At 39.8% G+C, this 26,742-nt stretch carries 28 protein-coding genes and 1 tRNA gene; 19 read left to right on the top strand and 10 right to left on the bottom strand.

Going from position 1 to position 26,742, the window contains the following annotated elements:
* From era to E0H82_RS04470, 5 genes are read left to right on the top strand one after another with little or no spacing between them, the layout of a single operon-like run.
* The gene (era, locus tag E0H82_RS04490; protein WP_131263415.1) at positions 1-1,029 is read left to right on the top strand and encodes a GTPase Era; all 1,029 of its coding nucleotides are present in this window, start codon (positions 1-3) and stop codon (positions 1,027-1,029) included.
* Between the two features lie 34 nt (positions 1,030-1,063).
* Complete coding sequence (locus E0H82_RS04485) at positions 1,064-1,261, top strand: NF038104 family lipoprotein (protein WP_131263413.1); 198 nt, start codon at positions 1,064-1,066, stop codon at positions 1,259-1,261.
* Between the two features lie 10 nt (positions 1,262-1,271).
* On the top strand, positions 1,272-1,982 hold the full coding sequence (recO, locus tag E0H82_RS04480; RefSeq protein ID WP_131263411.1) for a DNA repair protein RecO: 711 nt from the start codon (positions 1,272-1,274) through the stop codon (positions 1,980-1,982).
* Between the two features lie 13 nt (positions 1,983-1,995).
* Positions 1,996-2,721: a pyridoxine 5'-phosphate synthase gene (gene pdxJ, locus E0H82_RS04475; protein WP_131263409.1), complete on the top strand. Its 726-nt coding sequence runs from the start codon at positions 1,996-1,998 to the stop codon at positions 2,719-2,721.
* 22 nt (positions 2,722-2,743) lie between these two features.
* The gene (locus E0H82_RS04470; protein WP_131263407.1) at positions 2,744-3,400 is read left to right on the top strand and encodes a tRNA-(ms[2]io[6]A)-hydroxylase; all 657 of its coding nucleotides are present in this window, start codon (positions 2,744-2,746) and stop codon (positions 3,398-3,400) included.
* Between the two features lie 55 nt (positions 3,401-3,455).
* On the opposite strand, the gene E0H82_RS04465 is transcribed toward E0H82_RS04470, so the two are convergent.
* Together E0H82_RS04465 and E0H82_RS04460 are read right to left on the bottom strand one after the other, a co-directional pair.
* On the bottom strand, positions 3,456-4,511 hold the full coding sequence (locus E0H82_RS04465; RefSeq protein ID WP_131263405.1) for a hypothetical protein: 1,056 nt from the start codon (positions 4,509-4,511) through the stop codon (positions 3,456-3,458).
* Positions 4,512-4,604: 93 nt separating this feature from the next.
* Positions 4,605-4,680, bottom strand: a tRNA-Asn gene (locus tag E0H82_RS04460).
* A 247-nt stretch (positions 4,681-4,927) separates the two neighbouring features.
* Here E0H82_RS04460 and E0H82_RS04455 point away from each other — a divergent pair.
* Entirely contained in the window at positions 4,928-5,374 is a 447-nt protein-coding gene (locus E0H82_RS04455; RefSeq protein WP_131263403.1) for a hypothetical protein, read from the top strand.
* Positions 5,375-5,418: 44 nt separating this feature from the next.
* Here the strand turns inward: E0H82_RS04455 and E0H82_RS04450 are convergent, their stop codons facing one another.
* Entirely contained in the window at positions 5,419-5,853 is a 435-nt protein-coding gene (locus tag E0H82_RS04450; RefSeq protein ID WP_131263401.1) for a PaaI family thioesterase, read from the bottom strand.
* A gap of 99 nt (positions 5,854-5,952) precedes the next feature.
* Positions 5,953-6,198 (bottom strand): hypothetical protein, encoded by a 246-nt coding sequence (locus E0H82_RS04445; protein ID WP_131263399.1) that lies wholly within the window; start codon positions 6,196-6,198, stop codon positions 5,953-5,955.
* 215 nt (positions 6,199-6,413) lie between these two features.
* On the opposite strand from E0H82_RS04445, the gene E0H82_RS04440 reads away from it, so the two are divergent.
* Entirely contained in the window at positions 6,414-6,821 is a 408-nt protein-coding gene (locus tag E0H82_RS04440) for a GFA family protein (protein WP_131263592.1), read from the top strand.
* 87 nt (positions 6,822-6,908) lie between these two features.
* Here the strand turns inward: E0H82_RS04440 and E0H82_RS04435 are convergent, their stop codons facing one another.
* On the bottom strand, positions 6,909-8,144 hold the full coding sequence (locus E0H82_RS04435; protein ID WP_131263398.1) for a pyridoxal phosphate-dependent aminotransferase: 1,236 nt from the start codon (positions 8,142-8,144) through the stop codon (positions 6,909-6,911).
* Between the two features lie 207 nt (positions 8,145-8,351).
* Between E0H82_RS04435 and E0H82_RS04430 the strand changes: the two genes are divergently transcribed.
* Complete coding sequence (locus E0H82_RS04430) at positions 8,352-8,534, top strand: hypothetical protein (protein WP_116759284.1); 183 nt, start codon at positions 8,352-8,354, stop codon at positions 8,532-8,534.
* Between the two features lie 39 nt (positions 8,535-8,573).
* Here the strand turns inward: E0H82_RS04430 and E0H82_RS04425 are convergent, their stop codons facing one another.
* Positions 8,574-10,016: a sensor domain-containing diguanylate cyclase gene (locus E0H82_RS04425; RefSeq protein WP_131263396.1), complete on the bottom strand. Its 1,443-nt coding sequence runs from the start codon at positions 10,014-10,016 to the stop codon at positions 8,574-8,576.
* A 180-nt stretch (positions 10,017-10,196) separates the two neighbouring features.
* Positions 10,197-10,988 (bottom strand): hypothetical protein, encoded by a 792-nt coding sequence (locus E0H82_RS04420; RefSeq protein WP_131263394.1) that lies wholly within the window; start codon positions 10,986-10,988, stop codon positions 10,197-10,199.
* Between the two features lie 221 nt (positions 10,989-11,209).
* On the opposite strand from E0H82_RS04420, the gene uvrB reads away from it, so the two are divergent.
* From uvrB to proB, 11 genes are all read left to right on the top strand, one after another.
* Positions 11,210-13,255: an excinuclease ABC subunit UvrB gene (uvrB, locus tag E0H82_RS04415; RefSeq protein ID WP_131263590.1), complete on the top strand. Its 2,046-nt coding sequence runs from the start codon at positions 11,210-11,212 to the stop codon at positions 13,253-13,255.
* A 121-nt stretch (positions 13,256-13,376) separates the two neighbouring features.
* Positions 13,377-13,973, top strand: coding sequence for a lipocalin family protein (locus E0H82_RS04410; protein WP_131263392.1), 597 nt, complete (start codon positions 13,377-13,379; stop codon positions 13,971-13,973).
* A gap of 123 nt (positions 13,974-14,096) precedes the next feature.
* The gene (locus E0H82_RS04405; RefSeq protein ID WP_131263390.1) at positions 14,097-14,492 is read left to right on the top strand and encodes a transposase family protein; all 396 of its coding nucleotides are present in this window, start codon (positions 14,097-14,099) and stop codon (positions 14,490-14,492) included.
* Positions 14,440-14,910 carry a transposase family protein gene (locus E0H82_RS04400; RefSeq protein ID WP_131263389.1) on the top strand — a complete coding sequence of 157 codons (471 nt, stop codon included), beginning with the start codon at positions 14,440-14,442 and terminating at the stop codon, positions 14,908-14,910. The genes E0H82_RS04405 and E0H82_RS04400 overlap by 53 nt, the downstream gene beginning before the upstream one ends.
* Positions 14,911-15,014: 104 nt before the next feature.
* Positions 15,015-15,950: an EamA family transporter RarD gene (gene rarD, locus E0H82_RS04395; protein WP_131263387.1), complete on the top strand. Its 936-nt coding sequence runs from the start codon at positions 15,015-15,017 to the stop codon at positions 15,948-15,950.
* 283 nt (positions 15,951-16,233) lie between these two features.
* The gene (locus E0H82_RS04390) at positions 16,234-17,691 is read left to right on the top strand and encodes a glyceraldehyde-3-phosphate dehydrogenase (protein ID WP_131263385.1); all 1,458 of its coding nucleotides are present in this window, start codon (positions 16,234-16,236) and stop codon (positions 17,689-17,691) included.
* 298 nt (positions 17,692-17,989) lie between these two features.
* Positions 17,990-18,709 carry an MFS transporter gene (locus E0H82_RS04385; RefSeq protein WP_131263383.1) on the top strand — a complete coding sequence of 240 codons (720 nt, stop codon included), beginning with the start codon at positions 17,990-17,992 and terminating at the stop codon, positions 18,707-18,709.
* 10 nt (positions 18,710-18,719) lie between these two features.
* The gene (locus E0H82_RS04380) at positions 18,720-19,394 is read left to right on the top strand and encodes a hypothetical protein (RefSeq protein WP_131263381.1); all 675 of its coding nucleotides are present in this window, start codon (positions 18,720-18,722) and stop codon (positions 19,392-19,394) included.
* Between the two features lie 167 nt (positions 19,395-19,561).
* Positions 19,562-19,936 (top strand): winged helix-turn-helix transcriptional regulator, encoded by a 375-nt coding sequence (locus tag E0H82_RS04375; protein ID WP_131263379.1) that lies wholly within the window; start codon positions 19,562-19,564, stop codon positions 19,934-19,936.
* A 264-nt stretch (positions 19,937-20,200) separates the two neighbouring features.
* Positions 20,201-21,421 (top strand): Obg family GTPase CgtA, encoded by a 1,221-nt coding sequence (gene cgtA / locus E0H82_RS04370; protein WP_131263377.1) that lies wholly within the window; start codon positions 20,201-20,203, stop codon positions 21,419-21,421.
* Between the two features lie 24 nt (positions 21,422-21,445).
* Positions 21,446-22,579, top strand: a complete 1,134-nt coding sequence (gene proB / locus E0H82_RS04365; protein WP_016166816.1) for a glutamate 5-kinase — start codon at positions 21,446-21,448, stop codon at positions 22,577-22,579.
* Positions 22,580-22,630: 51 nt separating this feature from the next.
* On the opposite strand, the gene E0H82_RS04360 is transcribed toward proB, so the two are convergent.
* The 3 genes from E0H82_RS04360 to E0H82_RS04350 all read right to left on the bottom strand — a co-directional run bounded on the left by E0H82_RS04360 (position 22,631) and on the right by E0H82_RS04350 (position 26,462).
* A complete protein-coding gene (locus tag E0H82_RS04360) occupies positions 22,631-23,227 on the bottom strand; it encodes a phosphatase PAP2 family protein (protein WP_131263375.1) in 597 nt (198 codons plus the stop codon).
* 128 nt (positions 23,228-23,355) lie between these two features.
* Positions 23,356-25,569, bottom strand: a complete 2,214-nt coding sequence (locus tag E0H82_RS04355; protein WP_131263374.1) for a TonB-dependent receptor family protein — start codon at positions 25,567-25,569, stop codon at positions 23,356-23,358.
* Positions 25,570-25,757: 188 nt separating this feature from the next.
* Positions 25,758-26,462, bottom strand: a complete 705-nt coding sequence (locus E0H82_RS04350) for an SIMPL domain-containing protein (protein ID WP_131263372.1) — start codon at positions 26,460-26,462, stop codon at positions 25,758-25,760.
* Between the last annotated feature and the right edge of the window lie 280 nt (positions 26,463-26,742).

Below are 26,742 nucleotides of genomic sequence, written 5' to 3'. Positions count from 1 at the left end.
ATGTCAAATTCTTCCGATCACATTGATGCTGATCACGAGTCGCCAAGCGACACTAATGATTTAATTAGCCAGTTTTTTAGTGAACAAGGCACCACGATTCCTTCTGATTTCAGAAGTGGTTTTGTTGCAATTGTTGGCCGCCCAAATGTGGGTAAGTCGACATTGATGAATCACTTACTGGGACAAAAACTTTCGATTACTTCACGTAAGCCGCAAACCACGCGTCATAAGATTGTGGGTATTGATTCGCGTGAAAAATCTCAGGCAGTGTTCGTCGATACACCTGGGATGCATAAAAAAGAAGTGCGTGCCATCAATAAAATGATGAACCGCGCTGCATCTTCTGCATTGCGTGATGTAAATTTGGTCATGTTTGTTCTAGATGCAGACAAGTGGACTCAAAATGATGAGCTTGTTTTGGAAAAGCTTAAAAATGCAGAGATGCCTGTGATTTTGGTGATCAATAAAATTGATACACTTGAAAATAAAAACCATGCTTTACCATTGATTCAAGAACGCGCAAAATTGATGAATTTTGCGGAAATTGTTCCTGTTTCCGCACTTCGTGGTGCGAACTTGGAACATCTACGCGACACCATTGAAAAGTATTTACCTTTCCAACCACCAATGTATTCATTGGATCAATTGACTGATCGTTCTGAGCGTTTCTTAGCATCAGAAATTATCCGTGAAAAAATCATGCGTCAGCTTGGTGAAGAGCTTCCGTACGATCTAACTGTGCAAATCGAGTCATTTAAGACTGAAGAAGCGACAGTGAATGAAAAAACAGGTCGTCCAAAACCAGCGTGTACCTATATTGACGCAACGATTTTTGTAGACCGTCCCGGCCAAAAAGCCATTGTGATTGGTGAAAAAGGCGCTAAGCTCAAGAAAATTGGTATGGATGCCCGTGTCGATATGGAAAAAATGTTTGAACAAAAGATCATGTTAACCCTTTGGGTGAAAGTGAAAGGTGGTTGGTCGGATGATGAGCGAGCACTGAAAAGCTTGGGTTATAGCGATATCTAAGTCTTCATAAAATAAATTTTATAGGGATAGTGTTATGGTCAAAGTATTTGCAGTTATGGCTTGTATGTTATTTTTGCAAGGTTGTATCTACAAGATTGTCACTGTCCCTGTAAAGATTGCTTATAAAACCACAAAAGGCGTGGTGAAAGGAACCGCAGCAGTGGTTGGTGCTGTTATCCCAGATGGGGATGATGAGGACAGCGAACAAAATGATAAAAATAAGAAAGATTAGTTAATTCCTCATGCGTAATGAAGTACTGCATGGTTATTTAATTCACCATAGAAAATACCGTGAACGTAGTCATATTGTACATTTATTCACCCAAGAGCATGGGCGGGTTGATGGTATTTTAAGACAAACCCCGCCACCACAATATCAACCATTGCGTTTACAAGCATCGGGAAAGTCTGAGCTTAAAAATTTCAGTAAACTTGAAATTATGCATCATCCTATTTTCTTTTTTGGCGATGCATTTTTTTCTGGCTTTTATCTGAATGAAATTTTACTACGTTTATGTCCGCTTGAAGTAGAAATGCCTGAGACTTTTCGGCAATATTCTGCAACTATTCAGCATTTACAAACACTCAGTCATCAAGTTAATCCAACACTATTTTTAAAACAAACCCTTCGCCAATTTGAGCATGCATTGTTGGAAGAGTTAGGTTATCCACTTGATTTTACAATAGATGCAAATCAAGGCTTGATTCAATCACATCAAAATTATGCTTTTCAGTTAAATGATGGCTTTATTCCAACAACTCGGGCCTCATCTTCTACGTTATTGGGTCAACAAATTCTGAGTATGCAGAATTATGAAAGTGGTAGGGAATTTAACCTAGAGCAGTTACAATTGTTGTCGAAGCTATATAGGCAAATGATTACATCTTTGTTGGGAGATCGACCGTTGAAAAGTCGCCAACTCTGGATTCAAAACACTCAATCTAAAACATGATTAGGAAAAAACGATGGCTGCTTTGCTTGGTGTAAATATTGACCATGTTGCAACTTTGCGACAAGCACGTGGAACAACTTATCCAGACCCAGTTAATGCTGCTTTAATTTGTGAGCAAGCGGGTGCTGAAGGAATTACACTGCATTTACGTGAAGATCGTCGTCATATTCAAGATGATGATGTGCGTCGTATGCGTCCAGTATTAAAAACTCGTATGAATTTAGAGCTTGCTATAACACCTGAAATGATTGCATTTGCGAAAGAGATTCAGCCACATCATGTGTGTTTCGTTCCTGAGAAGCGTCAAGAAGTAACCACGGAAGGTGGGTTGGATGTGATTGGTCATTTTGAAGAAGTCAAAGCAGCAACACAGGAACTTACAGCGATAGGGTGTGATGTCTCACTCTTTATTGATGCTGATTTTGCCCAAATTGATGCTGCTGTTGCATGCGGAGCACCAACCATTGAAATTCATACAGGTGCTTATGCAGATGCTGAAACACCTGAAGCACAGCAACATGAGTTAGATCGTATTGTGAAAGCTTCGCGCTATGCCGCCGACAAGGGTTTGGTGGTGAATGCGGGTCATGGTTTAAATCTAGAAAATGTTACCCCGATTGCACAAATTCCTGAGATTCATGAGTTGAATATTGGTCATTCTTTAATTGCGGATGCTGTATTTGTTGGCTTGGCGCAAGCTGTTCAAGAAATGAAAGCAGTAATTAAAGCTGCACGTTAATTATCTATTTTAAGATTCAAATATGTCGAATATAAATTACGATGAACTAATGAAGCCAGTCATTGGCTTCTTGGGTTGTACTACGCCTCAGGCTTGGTTGGATGAAGCATTGAATCATCTTGATATTCTGATGCAAGACCATGCCAATTGCGAAAAAAAAGCAGCAGGTACAGCAATGAACCTGATGTTTAGGTATAGTTTTTTTACGGATCTGCAAGTGAAGCTGGCTCAATTGGTACGTGAAGAAATGCTGCATTATGAGCAAGTGCTTGAGTTTATGAAGAAGCGTGGTCAAGCGTGGTCGAACTTGAGTGCAGGGCGCTACGCAGGCGGATTACGTAAGGAAGTACGCACTTATGAGCCAGAAGCTTTAATTGATATTTTAATTATTGGGGCTTTTGTTGAGGCACGTTCATGTGAACGGTTTTATGCACTTGCTCCACGCGTGGATGAAGAGTTGGGACGTTATTACCGTTACTTGCTTAAATCAGAATCACGACACTTTGAAGATTATTTGGCTTTAGCCTTAGAGGTTGCACGAACAGGGAAATTGAAAAATCCTGAAGAAGATATACAGCAACGCATTGAACATATTCGTGAAGTTGAGGCAAATCTGATTCTATCGCCAGATGAAACTTTTCGTTTTCATAGTGGTATTCCTGCCATAGTCGCAGCATAATTTAAAATCATGGTGTTTCAATAAAATGAAGCGCCATGATTTTACTGGATTGTAGTTAATCTGGCGTGCGGAAAAAAAGTCCAATACCAATTAAAAAAATTAAACCCGTTTGCATGAGAAAAGCAGAATTAAATCCGTTATAAAACTGTTGTGCATAACCTGCAATAATCAGAGCTCCAATTCCATAAACAAGCCTGTACAAGGATCTAGCGAAAGCATAAAGCACCCCAGCTAAACTGAGTAGAAGACAGCCTAAAACCATATAGTGCAGATCCCAAATAACACTATGAATGGCAAACAAAATACAGACCAGTAATCCAATAGAAAGATTTCGATAGCTTTGAAATCCTTTGTCCATACGATAGAGGTAAGCTGCGAGTAAGGGAATGAAAAGTAATAAGAATGGGAAATAGGTTAGCTTGTTACGTCCCAAGAAAAAACTCGAAGGTTTGGGGGTAATTGGGTTTTCATTGATGCTTAATCTGAGCCAAGTATTTTGATAACCTGTTGGTATTTGGGCATTAACTAAAAATTGTAATTGTTGTGAGTGTATAACAGGAAGTACATAAGCATCGCTATGCCCATAAAAGTGCCAAGATTGATTGGTTTGGATAGCTTGATACTCAGTGTTATTTGCTGTGTTGAAATTAAAAATTGGGGTGGAAGTGGGTTGAAGTGATAAGGATGTACAGGCTTGCGTTAAGGTTCCATTGGTACAGATTGGGAGGACATAGAATTCAGCATCTTTACGAGAGCTTTGTTGGCCACCAAAATCCAAATAAAAATGGAGTTGGCTGCTTTGATTATTAAATGTGGAAGAAGGGCTTAGCCAAGCATGTTCCCCTAAACTTTTGCTTAATTCAGTCAGTTTTAAATTGGTTTCAATCGCATTTGAGCTAAACTGGTTTACAGGAATCAGCCATTGTTGTGTGGTGGGAATGGGTTGATTGGTGAGAGCATCATACAAGACCGGAGGGGTGGTGCTAAGCTTTTCGACCTTACCTTGCGGATGACAACTGATTAAGATTAGGCTGATCAGAATAAGAAAGCTGATGAGTACAATAATAACAATTTTGAGCCTGAGTATGGCCTGCGGATTTTTTACATTCATGTGTTGTGCTTTTTTATAAAGATATGAGGTGCTTTATTTTTCATTATTTAGACGTAAAAAAGCCCGCTTTAATGCTGCGGGCTTTTTTGTATTTGGCTCTCCAACCTGGGCTCGAACCAGGGACCTGCGGATTAACAGTCCGTCGCTCTACCGACTGAGCTATTGGAGAATCTGAGTGCGATTATAAGCAGATTTTAAAACAGGTCAAGCATTAGTGGCATAAAAACATGGATTTTATGGTTGTATGTTTTATATTTGAGCAAACAAAAAGAATTTAAAGAAAAAGTTAACTTTTGGCTTGTGCTTTAAAAAAAGCATTGCTAGATTAATTAAAGAAAGTTGTTGAGGCAAAAACCTCAACAGTGTGGATTTAAACCAACTTGCCAGCACTAAAATGGCTAAATCGGAGTAAGCGAATGAATACGCTCAGCATCCCTGAAATTTTTTCTCAATTTTCGTATTATCAAGAAAATTATTTATCTTTGATTCAGCAACCCGAATTGTATTACACGGCTGTGGAAGGTGCATTTGTATCTGTTCGTCCATTTGCTACAGTACAACTATATTTGGGGGATTTACTTCAATTGTGGTTTTCTGAGAAGTGGTTGGTCGAATCTACACGCCAAAGCTGGATTGAATCATACTTTTCGACTCAGACCGAAGAGCAAGAACGTGTATATCTTTATGCTTTAGAAGGGCAGCTTTGGTCAAAACCATTACAGGCTCAAGCTTGGTCGAAGTCACAGCATGCTTCATGCACTATTCAGCTAGAGCGTACCTTGAAATATTATTGCTATTACAAAGCTTTATCTGCACCACAGTGCAAATTAAAACCCGAGCAAAAGACTTATCATCATGCTTAAGCTGATGTTCATGCACAACATTCACCTGTGTTGTGCATGAACATTTAAGCACGAATAATCATGCAAGTTGCGGTAGCGTGTGCATAGAGTTTTCCTTCTTCATCCATAATTTTCCCTTCAGACATACCTAAATTTTTGCTCATGTTGATGACTGTACCAATCGCGATCAGGTCTTTATTTTGAGGGATAGGGCGACACATTTTAATATTCAAATCAATGGTTCCGTAGCCAACACCCGCTTCTAGCATGGAGTGAATAGCACAGCCTGTAACTGAGTCAAGTACAGTAGCTGCAAAGCCACCATGCACACCCCCTAAAGGGTTTAAATGATGATGATCAGCTTTGGCTTTAAAGTGAATACTGCCTAGCGTGACTTTATAGGGTGCCATAGGAATCATTTCACTGATACTTGGGGCAGGAACTTTCCCTGCACACATGGCTTCAAGTAACTGTAACCCTGTCATTTCTTTAATATTCATTTGAAATCCTTATTTATTCTATTAAGTTCCAAAAAGGAACTTAATAATAAAGATAATCCCGTAAGGAAAATGAAGTCAAGAAAAAATTGGAAAACGTCTTTAAGCGTCTAATTCATAAATTTTATCGAGGCTGTCTGCGCCTGTTAAAATATGCAGAGAAATACGTTCACCAGTTGCCCATGTGGCTTGATCAGAGTTGAGGTCAACATCAATAATATCTAAATCACGGCAAAGGGTTAAAGCACTTTCGATGACAATAAACTGGGGAGAGCGGGCTTTTAAGCATTTAGCAATGTAACGTTTAACATTCTGTTGTCGGTATACATCGATAATCTTATAGCGCATGATGAACTCATAGGCGTTTAGCTGTGTGTATGCGTATCTTAGAAGATCGTCTCATGAGTTGCTATGCCTAATGTGTTGCGAAATGTTTGATTCATAAAAATAAATAAGATTTACATTTATTGATAAAGTGTAAACAGTGAAATGATGAGGGTTATTGTTTAATACCAATGGATCAAAACTAAGACAATACGAAGGAAGATTCAAAAGTGAAAAAAATGCATGCACAGTGTTTATGCGGGGCTACGCAATTTGAAGTAAATTTAGCAAATTATCAAGTTCATGTGTGTCATTGCTCACTTTGTCGTCGGCAAAGTAGTGGTTTACTCATGAGTATTGATGTTGAATCAAGCGCTTTAGTTTTTCAAAAACAGGATAAATTGGGCATTTTTAAAGCATCGGCGTGGGGCGAGCGTGGCTTTTGCAAGCAATGTGGAACAATATTGTTTTGGCGGATGCAAGATCATCGTTACTGTAATATTAACGTGTTTGCATTGGATGAATTGCCAAAAGAGCTAAGCTTAGATATGGAAATTTATATTGATAATAAACCTGATTTTTATTCACTCAGTCAATCGACTAAAAAAATGACAGAAGCAGAGGTTATGGCGATGTTTAATCCCTAAAGATATAGGTCGATAGTGACAAAATATAGAAATAAAAAAAGAGCTCAAATAAATTTGAGCTCTTTTTTTGAAAAATAGCCGGCTAGATTATTTTGCAGTTTTTTCAGCTTCGATTGAGGCAATCGCAGCATCAACGCCTTCGATTGAATCTGCTGCTTTCTTGATACGAGCAAGTGCATCTACAAGTACTTCGTCAGCAGTTGCGTAAGAGATACGCATGAAACCACCAAGACCGAATGCATCGCCAGGAACTACAGCTACACCCGTTTCTTCTAATAACCATTCAGAGAATTCTGTGCAAGATTTTAAACCTTTTGCACGAATTAACGGACGGATGTTGGCATAAGCATAGAATGCGCCATCAGCAGGTAAGCATGAAATACCGTTGATTTCGTTTAAGCCATTCACAACTAAGTCATGACGGCGTTTGAAAGCTTCAATCATTGGTTCAAGTACGTCTTGAGGGCCATTCAATGCAGCTTCAGCCGCAACTTGCGAAATAGAAGTTGGGTTAGACGTTGATTGAGATTGGATTTTTTTCATTGCGCCAATGATTTTTGCAGGACCCGCTGCATAGCCAATACGCCAGCCAGTCATTGCATAAGCTTTAGACACACCGTTTAATACGATTGTGCGGTCATATAAGTCTGGAGCAATAGTTGCAATGTTGTAGAACTCATCATCCCAACGGATTGGTTCGTACATGTCATCAGATGCAACAAATACTTGTGGGTGACGGCGTAATACATCAGCTAAAGCTTCAAGTTCAGCTTTGGTATAAATCATACCTGTTGGGTTAGATGGGCTGTTGAGTACCACTAAACGCGTTTTTTCAGTGATTGCCGCTTCTAATTGTTCTGGTGTAATTTTGAAACGCTGTTCTTCACCACATTTCACAATGACAGGTGTACCTTCAGCAATAATCACCATGTCTGGATAGCTTACCCAGAAAGGCGCAGGAATAATAACTTCATCGCCTTTGTTTAACAAAGCCAATGCTAAGTTAAAGAAAGATTGTTTACCGCCACAAGAAACCAAAATTTGGTTCGCTTGGTAGTCAAGGTTATTGTCGCGTTTTAGTTTTGCGATAATTGCTTTTTTAAGGCCTGGCGTACCATCGACAGCGGTATATTTTGTAAAACCGTTGTTAATTGCTGCAATAGCAGCATCTTTGATGTGTTGCGGGGTGTCAAAATCTGGTTCACCAGCTCCCAAGCCAATGACATTTTTACCAGCAGCTTTAAGTTCAGCAGCTTTATTGGTCACAGCTAATGTAGGGGACGGTTTGATGGCATTTACACGATCAGATAGACGTACGTCCACGGCGTTATTCCTTCTTAAGGGGGGTAAAAAATAAAAAGCACATTATCTTAGCCTAAAAACAATGACTACGTCGTTTAAAATAAGCTCAAACACATAAAAAAAATCAATTTCGGAGCATCATCTTCAAAAATGTACAGAATTAGGAAGTTTCTCGCATCTTTATGAAAAAAACTTTAAAATAAGCCCAATTTGATGAGAGTGATGGTCATGAGTAAGCAACAGCCTACTTCTAAAAAACCTTTGGTGAATCTCCCATTCCCAATGCCAAATGCTGAGCAAGGTGCTGACGATGATGTTGCACATAATCAGGTGCGCCCAAAACCTGAGCAATATGCAGATCGAACTTGGATGCCACCACGTGGTACACGCCGTTCGATGGGTAAGCGTTAAAAAAGAAGTGCGTATGCACTTCTTTTTTTATGGGCAAAATTAACGTGCACGGCGTTCATTGTGCTCATAATACTGTTCTTTATTCAGATACATCATTTGATCTGCGCGTTTAAGCATGTCTTCAATGCGTTCATGCAGTTTGACTGTCGCATAGCCAATTGCGAGACTAATCGGTTGACTGGCATAAAATTGATTATCGACATGTAATAGCTCTTGCAAACTGTGCAGGCAGTTTTGTAATGCTGCCTCGTCTGCTCCTGGTAAAAGCACCACTAATTCATCGCCACCTATTCTGGACGCAGAATATAAAGTGTTTTGAATGAGTTGATTTAATATTCCGCCCATGCGCCGAAGCAGTCCATCACCAACGTCATGCCCTAAGCTGTCGTTGACTTCTTTTAAACCATTCATGTCAAGGAAAATACAGGAAACGGGGCGTAAGGGGCTACGTTCTAAACGGTTCATTTCTTCGGTGTAAAATGAGCGATTGTAAAGTTTGGTCAAAACATCATGTTTTCCCAAATATTCCAGATAATTTTCGGCTTTTTTGCGTGCTGTAATATCGGTCAGGGCAACTTGCACCATGCTCCAATCATCTTTGTAGTCTGGAAAAACAGTAAATTGCAGTAAGACATGTCGGATACTGCCATCAAGCGCATAATTCACTGCTTCACGTTGATGATGAATATTGCCGTTCCATAATTCAATCAATTGCTCGCGAAAGGTTTGTACCATTTCTTTTGCAAAAATTTTATGCGTGCTTTTGAACAAAGTATCTTTGTCGGCTGCTCCGAATAAATCGAGTGTCGCTTGATTCACATCAATAATAATAATGTCCTGAATACATTGCAGAATAAAATCATGATGTACATCTAAGAAGGTTTGAAAATCCTGAATGCCCATGTGCTTGAGTTGATCAAGCCGATACTTGATCCGGCTAAAATCTTCGACCCACAAAGAGGTGGGTGAATATTTAAATCTTGATTCTGCCAGTAATCGATTTTTTTCTTCTAATCGACATGCGGTTTTATATGGGGTGATATCTTCAGTGGTGATTAATAACAGGGATAAATCATGTTCATGGCCAGGAATAACAGTACCGCGTAGTTGAATATCCAAGCGTTGACCTGAAATGGTGTAATTGACCGTACTACTGATAAATTCGGTCTGTCCTTCCCATAAACACAGGAGTTCTTGAATATGGGTTTTGGCCATATCTTGCTTAAATATCAAATCCAGATTTTGTTGTAAGTGCGTTAGGTCGTGGGCTTGAAATAGGGTCAAAGTCTTTGCATTGACTTTCAGAATTTTAATTTTACGCGCGCACTGTAAGACGCGTGACTCATCTTCGAGTAAAAATTGTTGGAGGTCTTGGATGCCTTGCGCTCGCCAAAGATCAAATTGTTTTTTGACCTCACTAAAGTCTTCTAGCCACATGGCGATGGGGGATAAATCAAAAATTGAGGAATCGAGTAATTCCATGAATTGCTCATATTTATTATTTAAGTTGAGCTTAGTATAGGGATAATTTTTTCATTTTTAAATCATGTGATTAATAAAAGCATTAAATCTAAATTGGTGATGATTTTGGCATTAAACTTGCCATAAAATGGGGTTGTCTGAACTTTATTTTCAGTGCAACCCCATGTTGATGGCGCTGAATTAGTGAGCTGATTTCCGGGCTTTATTTTCTGGTTTGGGTGCAGCTATTTCACGTTGATGATTCCAAACATCGAGGAAATCTTGTTCATTGATGTTGTAAAGCTCAAGTAGCGCAAGTATGACACCACCAATGACCATACGGCTTTCTAAAGGTGAATCGATACGAAATTCTTTTTCATCTAGATTGTGCAAAATATCTTCAATTTCGAAAATGCGATCCCGTCCATTGCTATCGGTTGGATACATTGGTGTATTCAAAATAATTTGTGCCAGACTTTTTTCATTGTCTGCCAAAGGGAGTTGTTCAATCACTTGATCAAGAGGTTCGCTTGGGAAAATGACGTGGTCTTGCAAGACCGCTTTCAAGAATGCTTGACGTAATTTAGGTAAGGTTTGTTCTACAAAAGGGCGGAATGAGACAGGAAAAATGACATTATGAGAAATGCCTTTAAACATCGGTGCAATTTCTTCAACTTTGTAACCTGCAACGCCACAACCTACAGAAGTAATGAAGTATTTGGTTTTAGGATGATGCTGGGTATAAATTTTAAAATCATCAATATAATGTTGAATCTGTGAAAGCGGCATTTGTTGTAAATGCTCATTCATGGTGGGAATGGCATAGCTTTGACCGGCCCAGCCACGTCCTGCACCTTTCATGGCACCAAAATGTAACAAAGCGATTTTGGCAGCACCACCTGCATGCGTACCTGCCATATTACTGCCAAAAACAAAAATGGTATCTTCAGGTAAACTTTTAACAATGGTCTCATCGTGGTAATGGTAGCGCATAAGTATTTTATCTAATCATCATTATTGATTCATGTTGCAACTGAATAGGGCATGGGTCAAGTAGCAGGCTGTGCTTTTTTAAATAGATTATTTATAGGATTCATTTAAACGAGACGTTAAATATTCAGTCTACTTCATACGAAAGTCCAAGAATGCTTGTTGCATGTTGCTCAACTGCCCCCATACTATGTTAAGTCATAAGTGTGCCGAAGATGGAAACCATGCAAGAGCGTCAAAAACCTGTGCAAGATAACCAACAACCTTTTGATTTGGTGACTCAGTTTCAACCTGCTGGGGATCAGCCGCAGGCGATTGAAAAGCTGGTATATGGTGTTGAGCAAGGTTATCGCAATCAATTATTACTTGGTGTAACAGGGTCTGGTAAGACGTATACCATGGCAAATGTGATTGCTCAGACGCAACGTCCGACCATTATCATGGCACATAACAAGACACTTGCAGCCCAGCTTTATGGTGAATTTAAAGCATTTTTCCCAAATAATGCGGTTGAGTATTTCGTCAGTTATTACGATTACTACCAACCAGAAGCTTATGTGCCGTCTTCAGATACTTTTATTGAGAAAGATGCTGCCATTAATGACCATATTGATCAGATGCGTTTGTCCGCAACGCGGGCTTTGCTAGAACGTCGGGATGCCATTATTGTGGCTTCAGTTTCTGCCATTTATGGTTTGGGTGATCCCAATGCCTATATGAGTATGTTGTTACATATTGTGCAGGGCGACCGAATGAACCGAGATGAGATTATTCGTCGTCTGGTCGAAATGCAATATAGCCGTAATGAATTAGAATTTTTACGTGCAACTTATCGTATTCGTGGCGAAATTATTGATATTTTCCCTGCCGAATCGGATCAACATGCAATTCGTATTGAATTATTTGATGATGAGGTCGATTCGATCCGTTGGTTTGATCCATTAACAGGGAAAATGGTTAGAAAAGTTCCGCGCGTCACCATTTATCCGAAAAGCCATTATGTGACGCCCAAAGAGAATCTTGAGCGTGCGATTGGTACGATTCGAGAAGAACTGAAAGAGCGCTTGGTGTTTTTCCGTGAACACGACAAATTGCTGGAAGCACAGCGAATTGAACAACGTACCCGTTACGATTTGGAAATGATACAACAGTTGGGTTATACCAATGGTATTGAAAACTATTCACGTCATTTATCTGGACGCCCATCAGGGGAAGCACCGCCTACCTTGTTTGATTATATCCCTGATGATGCCTTATTAATTATTGATGAATCACATGTGACTGTGCCACAAATTGGCGCTATGTATAAGGGTGACCGTTCGCGTAAAGAGAATCTGGTGAACTATGGCTTCCGTTTGCCAAGTGCGCTAGATAACCGTCCAATGAAATTTGAGGAATGGGAGCGTATTGTTCCGAGCACTATTTATGTGAGTGCAACCCCAGCAAAGTATGAATTAGAAAAATCGGAACAAGTGGTTGAACAAGTGGTACGACCAACAGGATTGGTTGATCCTGAAATCGAAATCCGTCCAGTGCTAACCCAAGTGGATGATGTACTGTCCGAAATTAATATTCGTAAAGAATTTAATGAACGTGTTTTGGTGACGACATTAACCAAACGTATGGCAGAAGATTTGACTTCATATTTAAAAGAATATGGTGTGAAAGTCGCGTATCTACATTCAGATATTGATACGGTTGAGCGCGTTAAAATTATTCACGAACTGCGTTCAGGTATTCATGATGTTTTGGTGGGGATTAACTTGTTACGTGAAGGCTTAGACATGCCAGAAGTGTCTTTGGTGGCAATTTTGGATGCTGATAAAGAGGGTTTCTTACGCTCAGAACGTGCCTTGATTCAAACCATTGGTCGTGCCGCACGTAATTTAAAAGGTAAGGCTATTTTGTATGCCGATCGTATCACCGATTCTATGCAAAAGGCGATTGATGAAACCGACCGCCGCCGTGCCAAACAAATTGAGTTTAATTTGGAACATGGCATTACTCCGCGCAGTGCTGTACGTCAGGTTGTCAGGGAAATTGACACTGGTGAAGTACTCAATGATGACCAGATTGATGCCAAGATTGCAGATCAGGTTCAAGCATTGTCTGCGGATGAGCAACATATTTTGTCGAATCCGAAGTTGTTCAGTAAACACATGGCAAAACTGGAAAAAGAGATGTTAAAAGCATCGAAAGAGTTGCAGTTTGAACAGGCAGCGCGTTTGCGAGATGAAATTGTGCGCCTTAAAGCCCAATTGCTGCGATAAGTTCACACACGTGTTCTGCAAAATCATTACATAACACTACAGTGTGTCGGGTCAAAGCCCGCTATTTTTTAAGAAATTAAATTTGGGCTTTGACTAAATCAATCTTTTAAAGGATGTCGTTATGCGTAAAAATAATCTTCCTAAAGCAAGCTGGCGTATTACAAAAATTGTGATTGGTGGGGCAATCTTGGTGGGGTTGGGCGCAGCGACTTTGGCCTATGCACAAACCAAACCCATGCCTGTGGTTGAAAAAGTCGAATTAGACCGCTATTTAGGTGTTTGGTATGAAGTTGCACGCAAGCCCATGTATTTTCAAAACAAATGTGCAAGAGATGTTTCAGCAACCTATACCTTAAATGAAAATGGTAATGTAAGTGTCGATAATCGGTGTTATTCAAAAGATGGCATCTTACAGCAGGCGATAGGCGAGGCTTTTGTTAAGAATCCGCCGTTTAATTCTAAGCTACAGGTAAGTTTCCTCCCAGAAGCGGCACGTTGGATTCCTGTTGCACGAGGGGATTATTGGATTTTAAAACTCGATGATGACTATCAAACTGTGTTAGTTGGTGAGCCACGCCGAAAATACATGTGGGTACTCTCGCGTACACCAGAAGCGAAGCCTGAAGTTATCAATGACTATTTAGAGTATGCCAAAACACTGGGCTATGATTTGAGTGATTTAATCCGAACAGCACACAGTAAAGTCAAACCAAAATAATTTTTAAGGTTTAATGATTCAACAAAACTTAAACCATAGATCTCTTTCATAAATCAAAAAACGAGCAGCTTTTTGATTGATATTTGTACTCTAACTTTCTCAGCATTCGTGCATAATCTGCGGATGAAATACATCGATTCAAAGAAGCTTTCTGAAACACAGTTTAAGCGATATACGGGCATCTCATGGTCAACCTTTTATTTAATGCTTGAGCAGGTGCAGAAGCATGTTCCAGTTAAAGGCAGACCACCCAAGTTAAGTGTGGAGGATCAGGTTCTGCTCTGTCTGAGCTATTGGCGGGAATACCGAACTTTATTTCACGTTGCTATGAGTTATGGGGTTTCAGAGCCAACTGCCTCAAGAATTGTACGTCATGTTGAAGATTGCCTGATTCAGTCCAAGCTGTTTAATTTACCGAAGAATTTGCCCGAAGGCGAAGGCATAGACTGGAATGTGGTGATCGTGGATGCCACAGAAATTCCAATTCAAAGGCCTAAAAAAACAGAAGAAAAGCTATAGTGGCAAGAAAAAGACGCATACCTTTAAAGTACAGGCCATCATCCATTATAAAACTCAGCAAATTCTGAGTTTATGCACTGATCGCGGTACGGTGCATGATTTCGAGCTATTCAAACGCAATTTAAAGCAGATTCCTTCCGGAGCTTTTATCCTTGCAGATAAAGGCTACCAGGGAATTTATGCTGTGTATCCTAATAGCCTATTGCCATTAAAAGCCAAAAGGCGCTGTAAATTGGATCCTGAACTCAAAATTTACAATCAGGAAATCAACAAAAGAAGAATCGGGATCGAGCATGTATTTGGTCGCCTGAAGACCTTTAAAATCCTTGCTGAACGTTACCGAAATAGAGGTAAACGACTGGGTTTGAGATTCAGTTTAATCGCTGGAATCTATAACTTGGAGTTGAGTAAAAAATGATTTATGAAAGAGGTCTCATGACTTGTGTGAAAGTTATTTTAATGGTGACGTATTTTATTTAACTTATCGGTATACTAAGCCCAGTAAATAGTTTGGGTGAAAAGATGTATAAGGGCGTAGTACTGTCGGTATTGGCATCTGTCACTTTTGGCGTGCTTTACGGTTATACTGAATTTTTAAAACCCTTAGATAGCGAACATACTTTTGCTTGGCGTATGTTATCGACGTTACCTTTTTTAACCCTGTTTATGTGGTGGTCAGGCGAACTCAAGCTTATTGCTGAATTATTCAAAAAAGTTTTTCAAAATCCAATTTATTTGCTTTGGTTGTTCATTAGTTCTTTATTGTGTACATCGCAGTTGTGGCTATTCCTCTGGGGGCCAATCAATGGGCGTGGTTTAGAAGTATCTTTAGGATATTTTTTATTGCCTTTGGTTATGGTGCTGATTGGATGTGTATTACATAAAGAAAAACTTTCCCGTTGGCAATTACTGGCTGTTATTTTGGCGGCATTAGGTGTCATACATGAGATTTGGCGCATCGGTAGTGTTGCGTGGGAAACACTGTATGTTGCTTTGGCATACCCTTTATATTTTTATTTACGCCGACTATTCAAATCAGATCACTTAGGTGGTTTTTGGTGGGATTTATTTTTAATTCTACCCATCGCTTTTTATCTGTTGTCCGATGCAGAAGCTTTAAGCATGATTGAATACTATCCCCATTTAATCTGGGCGATTATTGGTTTGGGTTTTTTAAGTGCGCTTGGCTTGGGAAGTTATATTCTAGCGAGCCGTTTTTTACCTTTTGTTCTATTTGGCCTGCTTAGTTACTTAGAGCCCGTGTTGTTGGCTTCTGCATCAATTGCTTTGGGCGAGCAAGTTGCCCCAGAAGAGTGGCTGACTTATATTCCAATTTGGTGTGCGGTATTGGTCTTGGTGATTGAAGGGTGTTTGCATTTGTACAAGCAGCAGCGTCAAAAGCGTAATCTTGGACGTAATATTGCAAAAACGGATGCGCGCATAAATGATCAATCATAAGAGAAGTCGGTGTAAAGCCTGATTTAAGTTGATGTGTTTTTACAGGGAAGATATCCATTTTTTCTGTTTTCTCTCTTTTTTATTTGAACCGATTTTTCTTAAATTTGGCTCACAAAGTAAAATCACATCGAAAATTACAACTATTTTGTAAATTTATAATGAATATGTAGGAAAATAGCAGCGGCTACGCCAGCTTTTGATTCAATCTTGCTGACAATTCCTTTACAATTGTCGCGTTTTGAAATTTATGCCTAGATATACAATTTAATTAGAGGACGTATCTGTGAGCAAAGAGACTATTACCGCCCTACATGCAGAGCACCAAGGTCGCTGGAAAAACCGTGAAGAAATCGCGGAACAAATGATTGCTTTAATCGGCAAGCTTTACCGTGAAAAAAATATTGTGGTTTCAGTGTTTGGACGTTCTTTAGTTAACCGTTCAGTTATGCAAATTTTAAAAGCGCACCGTTTCACTCGTATGATGGACGTTGAGCTTTCAGTTGTACACACGTTCCCAATTCTTCAAGCGTTGGCTAAAATTGAAAATATCGGTACTGCTGAAATTGATCTAGGCAAATTAGCCGTTGCATTTAAAGAGCAAGGTGGCGATGTTGATGCATTTGTTGCAGCAGCTGTTAAATCTGTAGAAGGTCGTGCGACTTCAGTAGAAGGTCGTGACGTTGTCCTTTACGGTTTTGGTCGTATCGGTCGTATCCTTGCACGTTTAATGATTGGTCAGTCTGGTCTGGGTCGTGGTCTAAACCTTAAAGCGATTGTGGTTCGTAAGTCATCTGACGGTGATTTAGAGAAACGCGCGTCTTTATTGCGTCGTGACTCAATTCATGGTCCATTCTCTGGCACGATTTCTGTAGATGAAGAAAACGAAGCAATCATTGCAAATGGTCAATTCATCAAAGTTATTTATGCGTCTAATCCAACTGAAGTTGATTATACTGCTTATGGTATTACCAATGCGTTAGTGATTGACAACACGGGTAAATGGCGTGATTCAGAAGGTCTTGCACAACACCTTAACTGCCCAGGCGCTGCACGCGTAATTTTAACTGCACCTGGTAAAGGTGAGATGAAAAACGTGGTGTTTGGTGTAAACCAAGCAGACATTCTGGATGAAGATCAAATCATCTCAGCTGCAAGCTGTACAACCAACGCAATCACACCAACATTGAAAGTATTACATGACAAATACACAGTGTTAAATGGTCACGTTGAAACAGTTCACTCGTTCACAAACGACCAGAACTTAATCGACAACTACCACAAAGCGGATCGTCGTGGTCGTGCTGCGACTTTGAACATGGTAATTACTGAAACTGGTGCGGCTAAAGCAGTTGCGAAAGCACTTCCAGCACTTCAAGGTAAATTAACAGGTAACTCTGTACGTGTTCCAACACCAAACGTTTCACTTGCGATTTTAAACTTAACTTTAGATAAAGAAGTTGATCGTGATGAAGTGAATGAATACATTCGTAAAATCTCAATCAGCTCTAGCCTTCAAGGTCAAATTGGTTATACCAACTCGACAGAAGTTGTATCTTCTGACTTCATTGGTTCGCGTACTGCGGGTGTATTTGACGCGCAAGCGACAATCACTTCAGGCAACCGCTTAACTGCATACGTATGGTATGACAATGAAGTGGGTTATAGCTGCCAAGTATTACGTATTGCTGAACAAATGGGCGGCGTAAGCTATCCAAAAGTTCCTGCTGAAACAAATGCATAATTTGTTCGGTTAAGAAAAAAGAGCTTCAGTAATGAAGCTCTTTTTTTGTATCTATAGTTCTTAAGGATCCAAAAAGAGTTCTTTTAGTTGACCTAAATAGCAACAGACATTCAAATCGGGTCAATGCAATAATTCCGACAAAATTAGTAGTATTAAATTTAGTAGGCTATGCTTGCGCTGATTTGGCATATCAAAATAAACGTCATGATTACTCGATCTGAGCTGAGTAAAGTGATTGTCCTTAGAATGACTTAAATGAATTGAGTCAATTAAAAAACGAACTTAAAGGATTAAGTCATTGCAAATAAAAAGAGTGCTTGCAGGTTTGGCATTTTTGGGCTTAGCAACCCTCAGCGGTGTCTTACTCGCAATTTGGGTGTTTCAACATTTCAATATTTATATTCCGCTGAACAATCAAGATGTAAATATTGATTTGCAAGAACCATTACAAGCGAAAGTTAAAATTCATGATGCTTTGGATGTGAATGTGTCAGGGCGAATTCGTGCTGAAATTCCAATTAAAGAACAGTTAGACATTCCTTTGGCACAAACGTTGACTCCACGAGTTTATTTTGACAGCCAAGTCCCCATTAAAACCACGATTCCTGTGCAGGAAACCTTAAAGGTACAGCAAAATTTACCCATCGATACGCGAGTAAATGTGGTGATCATGGGGCAAAACATCAGTCTACCGTTAAAAGGCTCCATTCCAATCAATCTAGATGTGCCGATTCATATTAATGTGCCATTAGAACAAAAGGTGCACTTAAAATTTGATGCTCCTGTACGAACGGTGCTGAAAGAGAATCTACATATTCCGTTAAATGCCACATTAAAGACAGAGATCCCTGTACAAGGACAATTGAATGTCCCAATCAAGACTGCTTTAAATGCCATAGTGGACGTACAAAATACCTTGCCTGTGAAAATTCAGAAGGGGGAATTAAAAGTTCCTTTGAATACTTTAAAGCTCTCATCAGCACAGTTTGAACAACCGCAGTTGGTTCGAGCTGAATAAGGGGGGAGTTATGTTTTCTTGCTCTCGTTTTTGGTGTTTCAGTTTTATAGGGCTAGTCGTTGCGATAGCGATTTTGTTCTGGTTGTATTTGAACGTGATTGCCTCTATGCAAATTTCGACACATCGTTCGGAAATTATGTTGCCAGATGCTTTAGCAACCAAAATTCATGTAGGTAACTATTTAGATATTCACTCGCAAGGCAAGTTGAATACGCAAATAGATATTGATCGTCAACTGAATCTACCTTTAAAAGGCAAATATCTTGCAGATTTAAAATTCGAAATAGAAACACCGATTACCGTGAATATTGACTATCAAACCATGATACGTATTGATCAGTTAATGCCTGTAGAAACTACGACCGATTTAATTTATAAAAATCAATTGTTGCCCAAGTTCCCTTTGAAACTTGATATTCCTGTTCAGTTGGATGTGCCATTTGAGCTTAAACGAGCGTACACTATTCCTGTGAAGATTCAATTTGATGGACCTGTTTACTTCGAGTTTGATGAGCGCGTTGGTTTACATGTAGTCCACCGTTTTTCACCGCAATTGAACTTGAATGACCCAATGAGGATGGATCGTATTGCCAGTTTTGATGCCACTATGTACAACGCGGTACGAAAAACTTTAGTCAATTTAGAGCTGAATATGCATTTGCCGGTACATCATATTCATCCTTGAATAAAGCCCAATAATCATAACTTGAATGGATATTCTAGAGATGATTTATCCACTCTAGACTTGGAAAAGAATGAATCACTTCCTTGATGGTTAAAGATTAATCTGATAGCTTACCGAATGAAAGTACAGATAAGAAAAGTAAGCAGCTACTGCACTGAGGGGAGTTTATGAGTACGTATGTAACCAGTAAGTTATTGGGTCAAGTTTTGTCGACAGCTTGTCCTTCCCGCGAAATACTTGAGCATCTTTCCAGTAAATGGTCGCTGTTGGTGCTGCATTGCTTAAGCGAAGGTGTGCATCGCTTCAGTGAATTAAAAGTAAAAATTGAGGGGATTAGTGAAAAAATGCTGTCGCAAACCCTTAAAACATTAGAACAAGATGGTTTTATTTTACGTACTGTGTACCCGATTGTACCACCGAAAGTGGAGTATCAATTGACGATTATAGGTTCGCAGGTCGCGGCAAAGGTCAACGAATTTATTCATTGGATAGAACGAAATTTGCCTGAAATTTTAGAACATAAACCTAAAATAAATATCTAAAATCATGGCTCATTCCATAGTTTATTATTGTGTGTCGTGTATGACATTCAATAAGTTTGGCTTTGAGTACATTGATTAAATTAAAATTTAATGGTTCAGTTATTTAAAGATTATTTTCAATAAATCAATGTAAAACAAACATAAAAATAAGCAGGACTATAAAAATAATAAGGGAAATTCATATTCAGTTGAATAATACTATTCGAGAAATGCTTTAAAATGTGGCAGAATAAGCGGTTTTAAAGATTTTAGAGGATTGGCAGTATGCGCTTTGTTGATGAAGCAGTCATTACCGTAGAGGCTGGCGACGGTGGCAATGGCGTAGCCAGTTTTCGCCGTGAAAAATTCGTACCTTTTGGTGGTCCAGACGGTGGTGATGGTGGTCGTGGTGGCAGCGTTTATATTCAAGCTGATGATAATACCAGTACCCTTGTAGACTTCCGTTATACCCGCCGCTTCCGTGCGGAACGTGCTAAAAATGGCCGTGGTGCAAACTGTGCTGGCCGTGGTGGTGAAGACACTGTATTAATGGTTCCTGTGGGTACAACCATTGTTGATACAGACTCTGGCGACATTATTGGTGACTTGGTTGAAAGTGGTCAGCGTGTGCTTGTTGCAGCTGGCGGTGATGGTGGTTTAGGTAATACTCACTTTAAATCATCAACCAACCGTACACCGCGTAAATGTACCCATGGTTTTAAAGGTGAATTCCGTGAAATTCGCCTAGAACTTAAAGTATTGGCAGACGTTGGTCTATTGGGTATGCCAAATGCAGGTAAATCAACCTTTATTCGTGCAGTATCAGCAGCAAAACCTAAAGTTGCAGATTATCCATTTACCACAATGGTGCCAAACCTAGGTGTAGTCGATGCGGACAGCCACCGTTCATTTGTCATGGCGGATATTCCAGGGCTAATCGAAGGTGCTTCGGAAGGTGCGGGTCTGGGTATTCGTTTCCTTAAGCATTTGGCACGTACGCGTATCTTATTGCACATTGTCGATGTACAACCCATTGATGGTTCAGATCCTGCATATAATGCTAAAGCGATCTTGGCTGAGTTGAAAAAATTCTCTCCGACACTTTCAAAGCTACCGATCGTACTGGTTTTAAACAAAGTCGATCAGCTTGCAGATGATACGCGTGATGAATGGTGTCAGCATATCCTAGATGAAATGCAGTGGGATGGCCCTGTATTTAAAACTTCAGGTTTGATGTCTGAAGGGACAAAACCAGTTGTGTATTATCTAATGGATCAAATTGAGCAACAACGCGAACGCGAACTTGAAGATCCTGAGTACGCAGCAGAAGTGAAAGCATTCCGTGATCAGCTAGAAGCTGAAACACGTGAACAAACCATTGCCGCTAAAGAAGCTTATCGTGAAATGCGTCGTCAACAGCGTCTTGCTGGTCTATTGGACGATGATGAAGACGATAATGATGAAGATGGCGACGACAGCGATATGGAAGTGTTTTACGTTCGTTAAGAACAACATGTAACTGAGGACAAGATGATAGAAGTGGTAGATGGGCAACGTCAGCTCAAGGCTTTAAAACGTATCGTTGTTAAAATCGGATCATCTTTACTCACAGCAAATGGGCAAGGCTTAGATTTAGATGCAATTTCGCATTGGGCGAAACAAATTGCAGATCTACATCAAGCTGGACATGAAATTATTCTTGTCTCCTCAGGTGCTGTGGCTGAAGGTATGGTTCGAATGAAGCTAGAGAATCGACCCACCGATCTACCCAGTCTTCAGGCATGTGCTGCCATTGGTCAAATGGGCTTAATCCATACGTGGTCAAGTGTACTCGAACAGCACAGCATTCAAACAGCACAAGTACTTTTAACCCATGATGATCTCGCTGATCGTCGTCGTTATTTAAACTCTTGTGATGCTTTGCAGAATTTAATTGATTGGCGCGTGATTCCAGTCATCAATGAGAATGACACAGTTTCAACTGATGAAATTCGTTTTGGTGATAATGATACGCTTGCAGCAATGGTTGCAGGTCAAGTCCATGCCGATTTGTTAATTATCTTAACAGATCAGCAAGGCATGTTTGATTCTGACCCACGCTCAAACCCTGATGCGAAACTGTTCCATACTGTACGGGCTTTAGATGAAAGCTTGTTTGATATGGCAGGTGGTGGTGGTAAGTTTGGTCGTGGCGGTATGTTGACCAAAGTTCGTGCTGCACGACTAGCGGCAAAGTCGGGTTGTCCAACCCTGATAGCGAGTGGTGAAAGTGATCAAGTGCTTGCCCGTTTAATGGCAGGTGAGATGTTGGGTACTTTGTTTATTACCGATAATGATCGTATTACAGCGCATCAGCAATGGTTGGCTGCACATTTGCAAACGGCAGGACGTTTGATTTTGGATGATGGTGCGGTTAAAGCCATTAAAGACAATCACCGTAGTTTGCTACCTGTGGGTGTGAAAGCCGTTGAAGGGCATTTTGACCGTGGTGATGTTGTGGAGTGTGTTGATCCTTCTGGTTACCGCGTGGCGGTTGGGCGTGTTAATTTTAGTTCGCGTTCGGCTGAATTGGTCAAAGGTTTGTCTTCAGATAAGGTTTATCAAGTTTTGGGCGAAGCGCGTTCGCTTGAGATGATCCATCGTGACCATATGGCGATTTATTAAATAATGTAAAAAATCCCGCTTTAGAGCGGGATTTTTTATTTTGAGAAAGACTTATTTAATAAAGCCTTTTTGAATTAGGGGCTTAAATAAGTAGAAATGAAGCGTCAGTACCCATTCCATTAGTTTTTCTTTATAGCGATTCCACAGCGTTAAACCGAACAAATTCAGCGCGAAAGCCAGAACGAAAGCACCGAGCATATCTAATGGGAAATGGACCCCCACATAAATCCGCGACCATGCAACCAGCCAAGCCATCATAATTAAAAAAATGCCGAGTTTACGGTAAGTTGAAAAGAAATAAGAAAAGGCAATACTGCTAAAAATCAGCATATGATCGCTAGGGAATGAGCCATTGGGTGAGTGATAAATCAAAGTCCGTCCAACATCCATCACAAAAGGGCGTGGATGATAGTAGATGTGTGAAATACACTGACTGATGAAAATGGCAATACTGGTAAAAATAAAAGCTTTAAGAATTTGTTTTTTTATTTGGTAGTCACCGCGTAACCAAAACCAAGCAAAAAGTGCAATCATGCAATAGAGCAAGTCATTGGCGATGAAAATGGCAAAATTAATGCTGACATTACTGGCTTCGGGAGATGCATTAATCCATGAAAAAAGCGATAAATTAAGTTCAGAAAGAGTCATGAAAGTGGATGGTGTTTATAAAGTACAGAAGAGAGTCATAATTTTGTCATATTGTTAAAATAAAAAAGACCACAGAATTGTAGTCTTTTTTAAATATTGCGGGATGCCTGAGTTAGGCGCAATCAACTTTAGAACTCAAATGACGTTTGTAGGTAGAAGGTGCGTGGCTGACCTACATATTTTCCACCAGTTGAGTCGGTTGAACGTGTGAAATATTGTTTATCGAACACATTTTTAATACCACCGCCAATTTTTAAACCGCGGAATTGCTCGCCAAAATCATAAGCTGTGCGTACTGCAAAAGTCGAGTAGCCTGGAATATCTCCGTTTTTACCATCGGTAGATTCCTCAGTTTGATAAATATCAGTCGAACCAGGAGAGTGCTGCTTAGACTGAGCAAACATGTCGGCATTTACAGTCCATTGGTCAATGGCATAGCTCAAACCAAGATTCGCTGTATGGCGTGAATAGAAAGGAATGTCCTTATCTTTAAAGTCACCAGCTTTTGCCACGGCTTTGGTAAAGGTGTAATTGCTATAGATTTTGAATCCATCTAGTGCATCGACTAACTGACCAAAGTCATAAGCCAGACCAAGTTCTACACCTTTATGGCTTGTCGCACCTAGATCTGTCCAATAGCCATTTTGTAATGCATCGCGTTCTAGGATTAATTCTTTATCAAAGTCTAAATAGAATGCAGTGAATTCCGCATTTAAACCATTGCCTAAATATTTCGTCCCGATTTCGTAGTTATTGGATTTCTCAGGTGAAAGACCATCTAAAGTAGAAATTGCTATACCTGTTTTTGAGTTTGTAGTGGCTAACTGATTGTATTGCTGAGGACCAAAAGATACACCGGCATTTGCAAATATATTCCAGTTGTCAGTGGCTTTATACATAATTGCCAGACTTGGTAACCATTCATCAGATTGAATGGATGGATTTACGGTATTCAGTAAATTACCAGATTTATAGGCGCTAAAATTATTATGTGTATCGATGGATTCGAAACGAACACCCGGTGTAATCACCCATTTGCCTAAATCAAAGCGGTTATCAATATAGAAAGCATGGGCTTCCGTGCCGCCATTGCTTGAAGTCCGTGCGAGGAATTTCCCTGGTAGAGTATTGACTGCATATTCTGTGCGACCAGAAAATTCTGAACTGTCTTCGTTCATATAGCGATAACCGACAGTAACTTCACTTTGTGCATTCCCAATGGAATATGCACGTGAGAAACGCGGCTCAATGGCAAACACTTGATAATCACGAGGGGCATTATCTAAGCGTTTAATTGGATTCTTATTTTTATCAACCTGATTGGTTTCTAAGTCGCTGGTACGGAACGAATCAATATAATAGGTTAATAATTCAAAATTATTCTGTTCATCTTGATGCGTATAGCGTAGGGACACATCTGAGCGACGACCAGCAAAGTAACTTCTGGATTGATTAGATTGGTAAGGATTTTCGGCATATTGTGCGGCAGTCAAGCCTTCTGGCATTTCCCCGCGACCTTCATAATGATGTAAATTCAGCGCCACAGCATCAGCATCTGTAATTTGGTATGCTGTTTTTAGCATAACATCATCAATGTCTGTTTTATTGTTGGCTTCGCGGTAAGCATAGCCTTTAGTTCCTGAATAAAGCAAAGCAAGTCCTAAGCCATTATCTAAAGTACCGCCTATAAAGAAACTTGGGCTAAGTTTAGTTTGATCTGTGCCGGAAGCATATTCAGTGGTTAAGCTTACATTACCTGCAAAATCTTTTGGGATTGCACGCGTAGTGAAGTTAATAATGCCGCCTACATTTTGCGGCCCAAAGCGGACAGAACCTGCGCCACGAACAACATCTACTGATTCAATATTGCCCAGTGAAACTGGGGCAAGTGACAGTTGGGGCTGACCATAAGGTGCAAATGACAAAGGTACGCCATCGAGTAATACAGTTGAGCGTGGCGATAAGCGTGAAGTTAAACCACGAACACCAATATTGAGTGAAACGTCACTACCGCCAGTACCATTACTTTCTTGGACTTGTACGCCAGGAACTTGCTTAAGTGCATCTTTAATCGATGTTGCCGCAACTTCATCTAAGCGTTTACGGTCAATAATGGTACGTGCGCCTGCATGTTTTTGAACTTTTTCTGCATTGGCGTTTTCTAACCAGTTACCTTCAGCTTGAAGGGTGATGGTTTGTAATGTGCTCGCAGAACTAAGTTCTGAATCTGCTGCGAAAGTTGTTTGTGTAGCAAGGCAGGTTAGAGCAAGCTGAACCGCCAGGGTTAACGGTGATATTTTAGTTGGCTGATGGGTGCCAGACTGAATCAAGTGGTTTGACATAAAGAGCACGTGGTTTACAAATTTGGCGATATCTTATCGAGTCTCTCGTTATAATTGAATAATAATAGTTATCATTAATTACTATTATTTTTAATCTTTATTGTTAGATTTCGATCTAAAATGTGAAATAAAACAAGATCTAATAAAAAACCGTGTTTGTAACACGGTTTTTTTTATTTAACCCGATATTATTTAAATTGAACTGTACCGTTCGCATTCACTGTAATTTTAGATTCACCTGCTGCAACTTCAGGCATTGGTGCTGCTTCTGCATCAGAAAATTTTGCCATACTGCTACGCATCATGATGGGTTGAGGGTAGTTGTTGCTGGTGTTTAAATTTAAATTGACTAAATTGTAGCCCGACTTATTCCATGACTGACTCAATAACTGTGCGCGTTGTTGGAAGTTTTTAGAGGCTTCAATCATAAGTTCATTTTCAACTTTTTTACGCTGAGCATCTGAAACGGTAAAGTTGATAGATTGGGTTTGGAAGTTTTGCTGTAACTCATTCACTAACTGACTCGCAGCTTTAAAGTCGGTACTTTCAATTTGAATTTCAGCACGGCCACGCCATTCTTTTAATTTACGACTATCATTGTCATAAATTGGATAGGTGGTTTGAGACCCCGTTTCAACTTTTACATTTGGATACTTACGCGAAGTGGAAATGGCCTGATTCATGAGTTGAGTGATTTGACTTGCGAGTTCAGCAGGCTGTTTATTGCTCTTTTCAATGTAAAGTACAGCATGCATTTCGTCATTAGAAACTTGACGTGATGCTTCGGCTTGTACGTTAACTAAATTGTAATTTAAAGCTTCTGATTGCTGTGCAAAAGCAGTGTTGCTGAATAAGCCACCGAAGAGGAGGGAAGAAAGTATAAAATGGCGCATAAGAAGTAACCTTTATTTGAATTTTTCAAACTTATTTAATTAGATCAATGGTAAGGGCAGTTCATGGGGAACTTTTGCAGGAATTGTGGTGAGTTTGTAAATTTTTGCATTAAAATCAAGCTAGAAATACTTAAATTAAACATTATTAAATCAAAGGGTTAATTTTCTAAAGAGCAATAAATAAAATGATAAAATAATGAAATTCATAAAAAGTAAAAAAACTCATATTTTCTTTCACTTGTCACAATGTAAGATGATAATGAAAGGGCTGGTTAGGTGT

This window comes from Acinetobacter sp. ANC 4910 (assembly GCF_004331035.1).
Taxonomy (GTDB): domain Bacteria; phylum Pseudomonadota; class Gammaproteobacteria; order Pseudomonadales; family Moraxellaceae; genus Acinetobacter.
Note: the sequence above shows the minus strand (reverse complement) of the source record. Positions and strands in the feature narration are given on the sequence as shown.

What these genes read in the sequence shown, in the direction of transcription:
- cgtA (WP_131263377.1), top strand. Translation starts at nt 20,201, where the DNA reads ATGCGCTTTGTTGATGAAGCAGTCATTACCGTAGAGGCTGGCGACGGT.
- recO (WP_131263411.1), top strand. Translation starts at nt 1,272, where the DNA reads ATGCGTAATGAAGTACTGCATGGTTATTTAATTCACCATAGAAAATAC.
- E0H82_RS04375 (WP_131263379.1), top strand. Translation starts at nt 19,562, where the DNA reads ATGAGTACGTATGTAACCAGTAAGTTATTGGGTCAAGTTTTGTCGACA.
- rarD (WP_131263387.1), top strand. Translation starts at nt 15,015, where the DNA reads ATGTATAAGGGCGTAGTACTGTCGGTATTGGCATCTGTCACTTTTGGC.
- E0H82_RS04420 (WP_131263394.1), bottom strand. Translation starts at nt 10,988, where the DNA reads ATGCGCTACCATTACCACGATGAGACCATTGTTAAAAGTTTACCTGAA.
- E0H82_RS04485 (WP_131263413.1), top strand. Translation starts at nt 1,064, where the DNA reads ATGGTCAAAGTATTTGCAGTTATGGCTTGTATGTTATTTTTGCAAGGT.
- E0H82_RS04360 (WP_131263375.1), bottom strand. Translation starts at nt 23,227, where the DNA reads ATGACTCTTTCTGAACTTAATTTATCGCTTTTTTCATGGATTAATGCA.
- E0H82_RS04440 (WP_131263592.1), top strand. Translation starts at nt 6,414, where the DNA reads ATGCATGCACAGTGTTTATGCGGGGCTACGCAATTTGAAGTAAATTTA.
- E0H82_RS04425 (WP_131263396.1), bottom strand. Translation starts at nt 10,016, where the DNA reads ATGGAATTACTCGATTCCTCAATTTTTGATTTATCCCCCATCGCCATG.
- E0H82_RS04465 (WP_131263405.1), bottom strand. Translation starts at nt 4,511, where the DNA reads ATGAATGTAAAAAATCCGCAGGCCATACTCAGGCTCAAAATTGTTATT.
- E0H82_RS04405 (WP_131263390.1), top strand. Translation starts at nt 14,097, where the DNA reads ATGAAATACATCGATTCAAAGAAGCTTTCTGAAACACAGTTTAAGCGA.
- E0H82_RS04470 (WP_131263407.1), top strand. Translation starts at nt 2,744, where the DNA reads ATGTCGAATATAAATTACGATGAACTAATGAAGCCAGTCATTGGCTTC.
- E0H82_RS04410 (WP_131263392.1), top strand. Translation starts at nt 13,377, where the DNA reads ATGCGTAAAAATAATCTTCCTAAAGCAAGCTGGCGTATTACAAAAATT.
- E0H82_RS04445 (WP_131263399.1), bottom strand. Translation starts at nt 6,198, where the DNA reads ATGCGCTATAAGATTATCGATGTATACCGACAACAGAATGTTAAACGT.
- E0H82_RS04450 (WP_131263401.1), bottom strand. Translation starts at nt 5,853, where the DNA reads ATGAATATTAAAGAAATGACAGGGTTACAGTTACTTGAAGCCATGTGT.
- E0H82_RS04350 (WP_131263372.1), bottom strand. Translation starts at nt 26,462, where the DNA reads ATGCGCCATTTTATACTTTCTTCCCTCCTCTTCGGTGGCTTATTCAGC.
- E0H82_RS04430 (WP_116759284.1), top strand. Translation starts at nt 8,352, where the DNA reads ATGAGTAAGCAACAGCCTACTTCTAAAAAACCTTTGGTGAATCTCCCA.
- E0H82_RS04355 (WP_131263374.1), bottom strand. Translation starts at nt 25,569, where the DNA reads ATGTCAAACCACTTGATTCAGTCTGGCACCCATCAGCCAACTAAAATA.
- E0H82_RS04400 (WP_131263389.1), top strand. Translation starts at nt 14,440, where the DNA reads ATGCCACAGAAATTCCAATTCAAAGGCCTAAAAAAACAGAAGAAAAGC.
- proB (WP_016166816.1), top strand. Translation starts at nt 21,446, where the DNA reads ATGATAGAAGTGGTAGATGGGCAACGTCAGCTCAAGGCTTTAAAACGT.
- uvrB (WP_131263590.1), top strand. Translation starts at nt 11,210, where the DNA reads ATGCAAGAGCGTCAAAAACCTGTGCAAGATAACCAACAACCTTTTGAT.
- E0H82_RS04380 (WP_131263381.1), top strand. Translation starts at nt 18,720, where the DNA reads ATGTTTTCTTGCTCTCGTTTTTGGTGTTTCAGTTTTATAGGGCTAGTC.
- E0H82_RS04455 (WP_131263403.1), top strand. Translation starts at nt 4,928, where the DNA reads ATGAATACGCTCAGCATCCCTGAAATTTTTTCTCAATTTTCGTATTAT.
- pdxJ (WP_131263409.1), top strand. Translation starts at nt 1,996, where the DNA reads ATGGCTGCTTTGCTTGGTGTAAATATTGACCATGTTGCAACTTTGCGA.
- era (WP_131263415.1), top strand. Translation starts at nt 1, where the DNA reads ATGTCAAATTCTTCCGATCACATTGATGCTGATCACGAGTCGCCAAGC.